12 protein-coding genes are annotated in these 12,467 nt (G+C 54.9%); 1 reads left to right on the plus strand and 11 read right to left on the minus strand.

Annotated features, from left to right (window positions below; all coding sequences use genetic code 11):
• Positions 1-38 precede the first annotated feature (38 nt).
• The 9 genes from AB1763_03295 to AB1763_03335 form a co-directional block, all read right to left on the minus strand.
• Positions 39-746, minus strand: a complete 708-nt coding sequence (locus AB1763_03295; GenBank protein ID MEW5831844.1) for a TonB family protein — start codon at positions 744-746, stop codon at positions 39-41.
• Complete coding sequence (locus tag AB1763_03300) at positions 743-1,390, minus strand: sulfite exporter TauE/SafE family protein (GenBank protein ID MEW5831845.1); 648 nt, start codon at positions 1,388-1,390, stop codon at positions 743-745. Before AB1763_03300 ends, AB1763_03295 begins: the two co-directional genes overlap by 4 nt.
• Positions 1,391-1,393: 3 nt before the next feature.
• A complete protein-coding gene (locus AB1763_03305) occupies positions 1,394-2,395 on the minus strand; it encodes a 4Fe-4S binding protein (protein MEW5831846.1) in 1,002 nt (333 codons plus the stop codon).
• Positions 2,388-3,200, minus strand: a complete 813-nt coding sequence (locus AB1763_03310; protein ID MEW5831847.1) for a hypothetical protein — start codon at positions 3,198-3,200, stop codon at positions 2,388-2,390. The genes AB1763_03305 and AB1763_03310 overlap by 8 nt, the downstream gene beginning before the upstream one ends.
• 10 nt (positions 3,201-3,210) lie before the next feature.
• Entirely contained in the window at positions 3,211-5,400 is a 2,190-nt protein-coding gene (locus AB1763_03315; protein ID MEW5831848.1) for a TonB-dependent receptor, read from the minus strand.
• Between the two features lie 105 nt (positions 5,401-5,505).
• Entirely contained in the window at positions 5,506-6,393 is an 888-nt protein-coding gene (locus tag AB1763_03320) for a 4Fe-4S dicluster domain-containing protein (protein ID MEW5831849.1), read from the minus strand.
• A complete protein-coding gene (locus AB1763_03325; GenBank protein ID MEW5831850.1) occupies positions 6,393-6,806 on the minus strand; it encodes a thioredoxin family protein in 414 nt (137 codons plus the stop codon). The genes AB1763_03320 and AB1763_03325 overlap by 1 nt, the downstream gene beginning before the upstream one ends.
• Before the next feature lie 139 nt (positions 6,807-6,945).
• Positions 6,946-8,268 carry a c-type cytochrome gene (locus tag AB1763_03330; GenBank protein MEW5831851.1) on the minus strand — a complete coding sequence of 441 codons (1,323 nt, stop codon included), beginning with the start codon at positions 8,266-8,268 and terminating at the stop codon, positions 6,946-6,948.
• Positions 8,268-9,662 (minus strand): cytochrome c, encoded by a 1,395-nt coding sequence (locus AB1763_03335; GenBank protein ID MEW5831852.1) that lies wholly within the window; start codon positions 9,660-9,662, stop codon positions 8,268-8,270. Before AB1763_03335 ends, AB1763_03330 begins: the two co-directional genes overlap by 1 nt.
• Before the next feature lie 312 nt (positions 9,663-9,974).
• Between AB1763_03335 and arsC the strand changes: the two genes are divergently transcribed.
• Positions 9,975-10,319, plus strand: coding sequence for an arsenate reductase (glutaredoxin) (arsC, locus tag AB1763_03340; protein ID MEW5831853.1), 345 nt, complete (start codon positions 9,975-9,977; stop codon positions 10,317-10,319).
• Here the strand turns inward: arsC and AB1763_03345 are convergent.
• Both AB1763_03345 and AB1763_03350 read right to left on the minus strand, forming a co-directional pair.
• Complete coding sequence (locus AB1763_03345; protein MEW5831854.1) at positions 10,316-11,959, minus strand: methyl-accepting chemotaxis protein; 1,644 nt, start codon at positions 11,957-11,959, stop codon at positions 10,316-10,318. The two genes, arsC and AB1763_03345, sit on opposite strands and share 4 nt — an antisense overlap.
• A gap of 59 nt (positions 11,960-12,018) precedes the next feature.
• A complete protein-coding gene (locus AB1763_03350; protein ID MEW5831855.1) occupies positions 12,019-12,465 on the minus strand; it encodes a nucleoside deaminase in 447 nt (148 codons plus the stop codon).
• Positions 12,466-12,467: the final 2 nt, after the last annotated feature.

A 12,467-nucleotide genomic window follows, 5' to 3' on the forward strand; every position in this document is an offset into this window, starting at 1 on the left:
GAATCTAAAGTATGCAATGTAGTTGGACGGGTTAACGATCACGTGTTTTTTAATCGGAATTCGAGGGTCAGGTCGATTTCCATCGGCATTGAACCTTCGAGATTTTTGGGGATGTCGATCCCCGAAGCCGATGCCACGGCGGCTTTGACCGCATTGTGGAAAACCGCTTCGCCGCTGAGGATGGTGATCCCTCCGAGAGTCCCGTTGCCGTTGAGGCTGAAGCGTACCCCCACTTCCCCTTCCATACCGCGGCGGCGGGCCGAAGAGGGGTAGCGGAGATTGTTTTGAATCGCAGAGCGCAAAGAGGCCAGAAAAGCCCGTTTTTCGGATGTGTTGTCGGGCTTGGCCTGGGGGACCTGCACGCTCGGCACGGCCGGTGCGACGCTGCGGGAGAGGGCGGAAGTCTGGGGAAGGGGTACGGCCGGGGGAGATGCGGGTACGGCTACCGGCGCCGACGCAGCGGGGGATTGTACCGAAGGTTTGAGGGGTGAGGGTTTGGGTGAGGGCTGCAGCGGGGGGGATGCGGGTGTACGCGGCGCGGGTTGCGGGATCGGCCGGGACGAGGCGGTCGGCGGCAGCGAAACGGCGATACGCGGTTCGGCGGGTTGAAACGACATGATCTTGAACGCTACCCGCGAGGGTTGCGCGGGAGGCGTCGTCTGGGAGAGGACCCAAAAGGCCAGTGAACCCATCAGGGCGTGAAAGGCGAGCGAGAGAGCAAACGATTTGCGTGCGGTTGTCATCATAGGTGTAACCATCCCTTAAAAATAGCGATCCCTACCAGCGCCAAAAAAACGGGCGCGGCATGTCGCAAGAAGGTACGATAGGTACCTAAATGGACCAAAGATTCCTGGAGAATTTTGGTGAGAACGACCGAAAAAAACAAAAACCATAGGATGCTCGCCCCCAGCGCAAAGACCAACCCGTAGGCGAGTGCTCCGTACCAGGTGCTCGATGCGGCGGAGAGGGTCATCATCGTGACCACCGGGGCGCAGATCGACATGGAGAGGAGCGCCCCGCTTAGATAGAGCGAGAGGGCATTTGTCGGCGTTGCGGGGGCAGAGGCACAGCATGTGGCACTGCGCCGTGCCTCCATCCAAAGGCGAAATGCCATAAAGAGGGTGATGCTGCCGAGCAGATACCCCATCAACTCCGTATCGCGGATGAGCGATTTGATAAAAAAAGATCCGGCATAAGCGACCAGAGCGAGGGAAACGTATCCGCTGATCCGCCCGAGTGTAAGGGGGAGCAGTGCACGGAGGCTTGCTTCGCGTGTTGCACCGTTCGCCAGCAGAATCGGAGAGACGATCGGCATGCACGAAAACATACACGCCGTTGCCCCATAGGAGAGGGCGACAATGAAAAGGGAAAAAAGGGCCAGCGGTTCCACCCTTTAGCCTTTCCACCATTTATCGATTTTAGAGCGTTTTTTGAACGACTCTTTGGAGGAGGTGAGGATCGTTGCGGGGCCGTATTTGAAACTCATGACCCCATCGTGCGGACAAAATTCGACGCATCGTCCGCAGAGGGTGCAGTCGGTGTGGGTGATGTTTGCGTTCACGGCCGGATTGCCGATTTCGTAAATGTCCATCGGACACGCTTTGACGCAGTTGGAACACCCTTCGCAGTAGGACGAGCCGTTTTTGACGAGGCGCAACAGGCCGATTTTTTTGAACAGGGTCTGCATCGGCAGGATCGGGCAGATGCGGCAAAACGGCTGCCGTACGAAAAGGGCGAGGGCGATCATCAGACCAAAGAGCAAGTCGGCGATCAGCGAGAGGAGGGTGTACCCCCACCCCGCCTGGGAGATGTAGAGCTGATTCATGTCTCCGACCGCGAGGGTCGTCATGATCCGGCTGGGGCAGATGGAACAAAACGGCGATCCCCATTCGTGCCCCAGCATCCCGATTCCCGTCAGCAAAGGGAAAATAAGGACCAGAAAAAGGAAAATGAACCATTTGACCGGGCGGATTTTGTTCACCGTTTCGACCGAGAGGGAGGGGAGCTGTTTCATCCCCAGTTTCGTCCCGATCATCCCGACGCTCTCCTGAAAGAATCCCAAAGGGCAGAGCCATCCGCAGAACGCTTTGTTGAGGATCAGGATCAAAAGGGCGACGGTAGCGACGGTAATCGCGGTCCCCATGAGTGCCTGCATGATTCCCGAATCGCCGGTGAAGAGGGTCGAGACGCGGTGATCCATCTGATGCTGAAGCGGGATGAGGGCGCAATAGTCCCCGCTTTTCATGTCGTAGGCGCACGAGAGGGCCGGAAGGGCCTGGGTGAGCTTGTCGTCGGTGTAAAACGTCGTGAAAACGGTTGCCCCGTAGACGAAAAAGAAAAAAGCGGTGAGTTGGACGACACGGCGGAGTGCCGTTACGGTCAAGAATTTATCCATTTTGTCCCCCTTTGCGGCTGCGTCGATAGAGGAAAAGTCCCCCTAAAAATCCCAGTGCCGCGGCGGCGGCACCCCATTCCTGCGATTGCCAGTGGTTGTTCGGATTGGGTGAATAGGGCATCGAAAAGGTGGTGACGTAGCGTATTCCCCCCTCTTCGTGCCGCAGGGTCAAAAGAAATTCGGAAGGTTTGTTCCCCCGGCCGGGTGTGACGTTCGCAAAATCATCGGGGAGAGTGACTTCGGCCGCACCGTCGGGTCCGCTCGTAAAGGTTTGCGCGCCGCTGCGGCGGGTTTCCAAAACAAGGGGGACATTTGTCAGGGGCTTGCCTTTGAACATCGCGACGAAACGGTACGTTTTCGATCCCGTATAGCGGTCGTGCTCGCGGTGCAGGGGATCGGGGATAATTTCGAGGGCGGTTTTGGGCAGTGCCGTGAGACGGGTAGGCGAGACGTCGGCGGGACGGCCGAAGAGCGAGAGGTACCGGACGGCGCTGCGGACGTTTCCGGGGGATTCGGACTCGGCTACAAGCGCGTAATATCCCCCCATTTTGGGTGGAGGCAGCATTACCGTGTTCCGGTCGAAGCGAAGGGGCCGGAGCGAGAGATCGGGGAGTACTAGCCGGGCAGTCGCGTTTCCTTCGAGATTCATCGCGGCGAACATGGCGCTTTCCCCTTTGCCATGCCCGCCGTGGGCCGCGGCGGCCGCTTTGCCCGTGTCGCATCCGTGGGGGGCCCAGTATAAGACCCCCTCGCCGTAAGCCCAGAGGGAAGTTCCCAGCACGAGAGCCAAAAGAACGTTTTTCATGGCAGACTCCTTAGAATTTGATCGAGAGACCGGCGGTGTAGACGCGGCCGGGGTTGACGGTCAACGAGAGGTCTTCGTAATCGAATACGTCGTTTTCGTCCCGGTCGCTGCTGGCTCTGGCGGTATTGAAATACTGGTTGTCCATCAGGTTGTCGATGCGGGCGAAGAGGGAGTATTCGACATTGAAAGCTTTTGCCTTGTATTCGGCCAGCAGGTTGAGCGCTTCTTGTCCGTCGATGCGGAGGCGGTTGAGGTCGTCGGCATAGTAGTCGGAGCGTTTGGTGTATTCGGCCGAAAGCTTGAAGTTGGCGTTGTGCTGGTAATCGAGGATGACGTTAAGGCTGTGTTTGGAGGTTCTGGGGATCGTGTTTCCCGTCACGTTGTAATAGGCGACCTCGCCGGTATCGACCCGGCCATCGTTGTCGGCGTCGAAGTGGATGCCGAAATTGTCGTAATCGGTGTATTTGGCGTCGAGGTAGGTATAGGCGACGTTACAGGAAAACTTGTCACCCAGTTTGGAGACGGCGGAGAGTTCGAACCCCTGGTGTTTCGCCCCCCCGATATTGTCCCACATGTCGGTGACGGTACTGTCGACGCTCCCGTAGTTCCCGGCCGTTTTCATGATGAAATCTTTGCGGTCGATGCGGAACAAAGAGGCTTCGTATTGGAGGCCGTTGTAGTTGCCGCGCACCCCGGCTTCGTAGTTTTTGGCGTGTTCTGGGCGGAGGTTGGGGTTGTTTTGGGTGCTTCCGTAGGTGCTGACGTTCGCGGCGAAGAGCTGTGAAATGGTGGGTGCGCGAAAACCGGTGGAGTAGTTCGCAAAGAGGCTGTTGTCGTCGCCGAGGTCGTAGTTGCTGCCGATACGGTAGGAATAAACGTCGAACGATTTGTCGAGCTGATTGTTCCGCGAGTCGGTGTAATCGAGTTTGATCGCGTCGTAACGGACGTTGAACGTGGCGCTGAGCCGGTCGGTCAGGCCGTGTTTGTACTCACCGTAGAGCGCGTAAACGTTTTCGTCGGTTTCGTTGTTGCTGTTTTCGGCTCCGGCCGATACGTAGGTATAGCTGGGGAAATAGCCGACGCGTTGCGCGACGCGGTAGAGCACCTTGTTTTTGTAATTGTTGTCCCGCAGATCGATCCCCAGCAGGGTCGCGAAGGTTTCCGTCGCCGTGCGGAATTCCCCTTTCATCCCGGTCTGTACCTGTTCGTAATAGTTGTCGTAAACGTAATCGTCATCGGTGTAGGTCCCCGACGCTCCCAGGGCATTTTTCGTTTGGGGGCTCGACCAGAAATAGGTGTCGTCGGTGTAGACGTAGCCGTTTATCAGGAGGTTGGTGTTTTCGGAAAAATCTTTCGAATAGGTGAGAAACAGCTTGAGAAGGTCGACGTCGTATTTGCGGGTGTAGTCACGACTGTCCATGTCCCCGGTGTAGACGCTTTCGGGGTTGTTCAGCGCTTCGCTGAGCCCCCCGACGGTTCCGTGGGAATCTTTTTTCCGTTTGGAAGCTTCGAGACCGAACGTCACGTCGCTCGTGTCGTCGAGGTAATACTGGAATTTCCCGTTGACGTACTGGGCGATGTAGTCGGAATCTTCATGGTACCCGTCGGCCTTGCGCTCGCTTGCCTGGATATGGAAACTCAGATCGTCGTTGGCATATCCCGTTCGGGCGACAAGTTTCTGGTAGCCGAAGCTTCCCCGCTCGACGGCTGCAAAATTGTGGTTGTATTTGGCCCCTCTTTTGGTGGTGATGACAACGGCTCCCGAGAGGGCGTCATCGCCGAACAGATACGAAGCCCCCCCCTTGATCACCTTGATCGATTCGATGTTGTCGAGATCGATGTTGACCGCCCCGGTGCGTTCAAACACGGGGACCCCGTCGATAACGACGGCAACCCCGGGTTTTTCGCCCATGTAGACCTGGTTTTCGATCCCGCGAATGTGGATTTTGAGGCTGTCGCCGGTTTTGACTTCGGTGGTGATACCGGGGATCGCATTGAGCACCTGCTGGATATTTTCGACGTGGGAATCGTCGACTTTTTGTCCGTCGATGGTTGAGGTGGAGGAGGCCTCGGTCCGGGACGAGTGGAAACGGTCGTCGATCGTTGTCGAATCGATACCGATAATGCCGAGATTTTCGGCCGCGAGGCACGAGCCTGCAAGCAGGGAAGAGAGAATAACGCTGTGGGAAATGTTGGCCATCACCGCTCCTGTTTAGATGTAAAAGTGGCGGATTATGAGGAAAAAATGTTACATTAGTGTTAAATAGATAAATAATAAGTATTATTCTTTGGTATTAAGTATTCATTAATATAGAGCCGTATTTTCTAGTCGGCACGATTCGAGCCGCTCAGAGTCGATTAAGTAGAATGAGCCGATTATTATGAAAAGAAGGGTAGCTGCGAGAGCAAATAATAATCCTTTGTCTCTCCCTCCTGCACGTAAAATAGAGCGTTGATCCTGATGGATCAGTGAGTCTATAGGGGATTTCGCAAAGGTTTTTTCGCATGCCACTTCACAAAGCCCGCACTGGATACAGCGTAGATCGAATCCATCTCGTATATCGAGATTAGGGATAGGGCAGATTTTGACACAGCCTCCGCAATCGGTGCAATCGTCGGTAGGATCGGAAAAGGTATAGCTCAAACGATCCTGTATGGGGAGTATCACGCACGTCGCCCCATAGGGGCAGAGATAGGCGCAGTACCACCCCTGAACCATATACACCTCCGCAATCATCAGGAGCGAGAGGGTGATAACCAGCCATCCCGCAAAGGAGAGATCTGTTATGGCACCGATCAACTCATCGGTGCTTATCCCATACGCCACTACTGAAAATGCCAGCATCGAAGCTAGCGCGGTGAGGATGCTCAACCCGATCACTTTGGAGGGGAGCGAATTTTTCTTTTTGCCAAAGAGGGTGAGGAGATGGGCGAAAAACGTGTTGGGACATAGCGTTCCGCAATAAAAGCGGGATAAGGTCAGAGCAGAGATGAGGGCAACCCCTACGGCGATGAGGATGAACGTCCCGATAAGGGCATAGGTGTTCATTTCACGGGCGAAACCGAACAGCTCCAGACGATCATGAGGGAAATTGAATAGCAAAAGATGGAAATCGCCGATGGTGATCCACGGAATCGCCATAAAAGGGATGAATAGAGCTAAAAATGCTCTGTTTTCACGTAAAAACCGCATCACATCCCCTTCCGATCCATCTTCCATGTATCGAGTCGCTGATCGATGGGGAGGGTTCCATTCTCTAAGCGTCCCTCTTCGAGGCGTCCGACGAGGTCAGAAAAAATGGTTTTGTTTGGCAAAGTTTTGAACCGTTTGACAATATTTCCCTCATGATCGGCGACGAGGATCAGGGGAACACTCTGAGCCAGACCGAACGGCAAAGCCCGCTTTTGGCTCTCGCTATCATCGACTAAGACACGATGGATAGAGAGGCGGGGATGAGATGTGTGTATTTCATCCAAAAGGGTCAAGCTTCGTTTGCAGGGCGGACACCATGAAGTGTAGAAAATGACGATGGAAGCAGAGGCTTTAGGCGAATAATAGGGGGCGTTTTTGAGCGATAGCGGTGCACCGAAAAGTGCTAAAGACAAAAGAAAAAAAGGGAGTATTCTCAAAGGAGAACCGAATATGATTTGAATCTTTAAGGAGGTCGATTTAGGCATATTAGGTTCTCTTTTCAGGATAGTTATGTTGTCATCCCCGGTATAGTCGGGGATGAGAAATTGGTTGTTATTTTTGTTTCAGCACCCACTCAACGAGGGTTTTCGCCTCTTCGTCGGTCACATTTTGCGGAGGCATCGGAGTTTCACCCCATTTACCCGTTGAGCCGTTCTTGAGTGATGCGGTGAGGGTATCAGCGCTTTCACCTTTGGCGGCAACCTCTTTATACGACGGTCCTACGAGCGCCGTATCGACACTGTGACATGCCAGACACCCTTTCGAATCGGCAAGCGATACCGCCGGATCGAGAATGACTGCCGGAGCATTTTTCATCTCCTCTTTGTACGCTTTGTATTCGGTGATAACGTCGGTCATGTATTTTTCGGTCGCTTCGGCCTGGAGCTTGAGCGGCTCTTCGAAGCTCACGACGCGGATACCGTGACGGGCGGTCGCCATCAACAATACTGCGACGAGCATCAACACAACCGCTTTGGTCGCATCCCCCATGTTCATCTCTGCTGTGCCGAAGCGTTTGAGGAGGAAGAAGAACAAGATGGTGAGCACCACCGATGCGGCGAACGGTGCGAACACGAACGGCGTATGGATATACGCTTCGCTGATGCGCGGACTGAATGCGAAGAATACCAACGGCAAGATTGCGATGTTGACGGGTGCCGCCCACATAAACCATTTTTTACCCTGATCGATCGCCAAGCGTCCCGCATCGGCATCTTCACCGCCCGCTTTGACCCATTTGACGCCCAAATAGATCATCACGATCCCCGTAAAGCTAAACGCCGTGAGGAAAAAGTTAAGTAGGCGGAAGCCCGTAAGCGGGGTGAGCATCATGTCCCAGATGTTTTGAACCGTTGCAAATGTTTCCGGCTGCAAATAGAGGTTGGACATCGACATGAACACCGGAGGCAACGTATAGAACGTCAATACAGCAACCAGACCGATTGCGATATGAAACCCTTTGTGATGGTGCAATGAATGCCAGCTGAATTTGTACGCATACGAGAGCAAGAACGCAAAGATGTTCCCGTAAATGATATGCAAAATATGCGGAGAAACTTTGAGAATCGCCGTATAGAAAAATCCGGTATAAAGAACCGAAATAACGAGCAGCGGAGCGACCCCCCACAATGCCCCCATATTTTCACTGATGGTGGTGGGGTTGGTCATTTTATATGCCAATAAATCATCCGTTTTGGACTTTTTGAATACCCCGGTAATGTTGTAGAGGACCGACGCGGTCGATGCTCCGATGAGGGTATAGATAAATGCGATGTGCACAACAAATACGATAATCCCGAGGGTATCGAAAAACCAGCCCGGAAGTCCCATCGTCGGAACGACGAGGGGGATGTCAAAAGGGAGTTTCCAGTTCATTATTTGATCTCTCCTCTTTTATTAAGTGATGCGATATAGGCCGCTAACGCGTCCTTTTCCGCTTCGGTTCCGACAAACGGAGCCATATAAGGGGTTCCCCCGCCCGGCAGGTTGTTGATACGGTTGCGGATCGCCGCTTCGCTCCATCCCGCCGTGAGCGCTTTGAGACCGTTGATCCCGTTTTCGGTATGGCAGGCACGGCACTCGATTTGGGCGATGGTGTGACCCACTTCCACAAGATTGGATTTATCCTCTTTGATCACTTTTTTCTCTTCATCGACGAAGACGGCGTGTTTGAGGATACCCACTTTGTTGAGATACGGTACGTCGGTAACACGGATACCGTTGGCGTACATGTAGTTGTAAATCAAGAACGGTTTACGGATGAACTCACGGGTACGCTCTTCGTAACCCCAAAAGAGCAAGAAGGCGCTGACCATTAAGGTCGCAGCGATATAAGGCATCCGTTTCGGCGAGAAGTAGGCGATAATCGTGGTCACAACGACCGCACCGCCGATACCGCTGATAATCATGTACATCAGATCCATTTTATCGGCGAATGCTCGGGTCATCATCGCCGTCGGGATCATGGCACGCGCCGCTTCGGGGATTTGGAGGAGGTAGTAGTACCCCAGTGCCGCACCGACAGGAACGGTGATAATCATGATTTTGGCGAACAGTTTGATCAGCCCTTCGCGGGTGTTACGGATCGCTTCGTCTTTGCTAAACGCGGTGATGAGCCATGTCCACATGATGGCGAGTGCGGCGGCAAACGCGATGGAGCTGAACGTTCTGAATGCCAGTCCGGGGAACCACGTCGGGTTGAAGAGGGCGTTATTGTAGTTGACGTTGCCCGGATAGACTTCCGGATCGACCCACGGCTGGCCGTCGAAATTCGGAGTCAACATAAAGCCCAAAATGGCGGTGATGATGAGCATGGTAACCCATGACGATGCGGCGTAAAATACCCCGAATCTGACCGATTTGGCACGTCCTTCGGGAGTAAGCGCTTTCTCTTTCCAGGTCATGAACCAGAAAAGGAGCAAGACAACTTCGAAGTTGAATACGATCCACTCGATAAACCATTTCCAGAAGAAGACGCGGATGAGTCCCCCGATAGCATTGGGGCTGATGATGTTGGCGTGAATCCACATACCGATACCGGTAAGGGCTCCGACGGAGGTTGTGATGATAAAAAAGACCAAGAGCAAACGGTAGACAGTTTCATACGAAGCCATGTCGTTGCGTTTGTTGGCCCACCATGCGGCGAGTGCGAGAACGACCGATCCTCCTACCGCTCCGCCGTGCGAGACGAAAACGTGGATGATCGCATTAATCGCCATAAGCATCCGTAGCCCGATCGTGGGCATTTCGAATATGGGAAAATCGAACATACATATCCTTTTTTATTTTAGATTGTATGCACGGCAACGTCGCAGATACAGCGGAAAAACGCTATAATGTAACGTTGCTATGCAATACGATTTTCCGCTCGCCTGAGAGGTCCAATTCGCAGGGCGGGCGGAGCGTGATTGTGTGGTGTTTCTGCGACGTCTTTTCTTCTTTCGGCTCCTTGATTGAGAATTTTTAATTGTACGATTATCCGAAAACAATGTTACATTTACGTTAATTATCTAATGAATTAATTTAAGTTTTTTTTGAGTGTTACGGGTGGGTTATAATGGCATTTAAAAACGGAGGCCCCTATGATTACCGTCTGGCATAATCCCAAATGTTCCAAATCGCGTGAAGCGCTCAAACTTCTCGAAGAGAAAGGGTGCGATTTCGGTGTCGTAAAATATCTGGAAGAGACTCCAAGCCGCGGAGAGATCGAAGCGCTGCTCCAAAAGCTTGGGATTTCGGCGCGGGAGCTGATGCGCACCAAAGAGGAGCTTTACAAAGAGCTCGAACTGGCGAAAGTGACTGACGAGGCGACGCTCATCGACGCGTTGGCGGAGCATCCGCGCCTGATCGAGCGCCCTGTCCTCATCGAGGGGAACCGCGCCGTGATCGGGCGCCCGGCGGAGAAAGTGATCGAATTCCTGGGTTAAGTCCGGAAGCGCGAGAGTTTGCCGTTGATGTGCGTCGTGCTCTGATCGAGGCGGAAGGCGACGTCGCTGATTTCGCGGATGCTCGTCGCGTTGGACGCCGCCAGGAGGTTGAGCGAGTCGATCCGTCCGGAAATGAGGTGCATTCCCTCGGTGAGGGTGATGAGGTGGGCATTTGAGTCGCGAACGCTCTGGGCGGCTACCGAGATGAGGCGTGAGGAGCCGTTGATCATCTGCTGGACATTTTGGGAATCGCGGGAGACGATGAGAATCGACCCGGCCGATTTTTCCATGTTCCTGCTCGTCCCCGTGATCGCCTCGACGATCGTGCTGATCGTGCCGTTGATGCGATGGAGGCTTTCCTGGGTCCTCTCTGCCAGTTTGCGTACCTCGTCGGCGACGACGGCAAATCCACGGCCGTGTTCCCCGGCGCGCGCCGCTTCGATCGCGGCATTGAGGGCGAGGAGGTTGGTCTGGTCGGCGATATCGCCGATAATGTCGAGGATCCCTTTGACCTCCTGCGCTTCGGCCGAGAGGGTTTGCAGTTCGCTTGAGAGTTCCTGCTGCATCCGCGCGACGGTCTGGATGTCGCCGTTCATCCGTACGATTTCACCGTCGGCCCGGATCAGTGTTTCGGCGGCCTCTTCCATTTTGGCGTTGGTATCGCGCGCCGAACGTGCGGACGTGTCGACGATGGATTGGAGGGTGAGGATCTGATCGTGGGTTCGGGCGATATCGGACGAACCGCTCTCGAGGCGTGTACGGATGGCGGCCGAGACATTGTTGAGTTCCTGGGCCGTAGAGAGGCTTTCGGACGATGCTGTCTGGATGTCGCGGAGTATCTTTTGCAGTTCCGCCATCGAACCGTTCATGTCCGATGCCGCCACGGAGAGTTCGTCGCTTCCCTCCGCGTCGATCCGCTGGGTCAGATCGCCCGTTTTGAGGCGATGGGCGATGAGGGCGATGTCGGAGATTTTGGCCAGAAGGTCGCGGGTGATGAGGCGCAGGATGGCGAAGACGACGACCATCCCCAAAGGAAGGGTGATCCCGATGAGGATGAGGGTGTGGTTGAATTCGTCCTGCGCCGCGAGGTAGAGACGATCGGCATTGGCGATCTGGAGTTCGATCAGTTCATCGAGCCGTTGATCGGCGGGATCGAGCGAGTAGGGGAAATCGCTTTGGATCAGGTCGAGGATGCTCATCAGCTCTTTTTTCGCGATCGCGTTTTCCAAGAGAGCGATGGAGCGTTCGGCCCTCTCCATTGCCGTGTTTGCCTCGTCGAGCCGTTCGCGTTCGGCGGGGGTGAGGGAGCCTTGGGTATAGGTATTCCAGGTGTGGTGGAGGTGCGCTTTGGCTTGGCGTACCGCGACCGAAGCGGCGGCAAAATCGCCGACCCCCTGTGAGAGGTCGGTTGCCGTTTTGAGGACGACGGCGTCGATATCGTTTTTGCACGAGCGAAGCTGCTGCAGCGGGGTGAGGCTCTGTTCGTGGATCGTCGAGAGCGACGCGTTGGAGAGGACCATTCCCAGAATCCCGATCCCGATGGCGATGATCGCAAAGAGCTGCGTCAGGGCGACGATGAGGGTGAGTTTCTGGCGGATGGAGAGGCGTGAGGCGACCCGAAATGGGCGGAGTGAGAACATGGACGCACCTTGTGAAAAAGTGCGACAGTCTAAACCGTGCAGGTTACGGAACGGTCACATCAATACGCGGTGCGGTCGGGTTTGTCGCTCCATCGCAAAAAGAGCCGGGCCGCTTCGGGCGAATCGACCGGCCGGAGGTCGAGTGCGGAGGCGGGGTTGGCCAGCGCATCGTAAAAACGGGCGTCGTCAAACCCCGCACGCGCGGCGTCTTCCGTCGACGCGCCGTAGTAGACGGTTCGGATCCGCGCCCACAGGATCGCCCCCAGGCACATCGGGCAGGGGTAGCAGGAGGTGTAGAGGACGCAGTCGGAGAGATCAAATGTCCCCAGCGCTTGGGAAGCGCGCCGGATGGCGAGCATTTCGGCATGGGCGGTGGGATCGTTCGCGGCGAGCACTTCGTTATGTGCCGAAGCGATGGGAATCCCGTCTTTGACGATGAGGGCTCCGAAAGGGCCGCCCTCGCCCTGTTCCATCCCGCGTGCGGCTTCTTCGACCGCGAGTCTCATCC

This window comes from Campylobacterota bacterium (genome assembly GCA_040752835.1).
Classification (GTDB): Bacteria; Campylobacterota; Campylobacteria; order Campylobacterales; family Sulfurimonadaceae; genus Sulfuricurvum.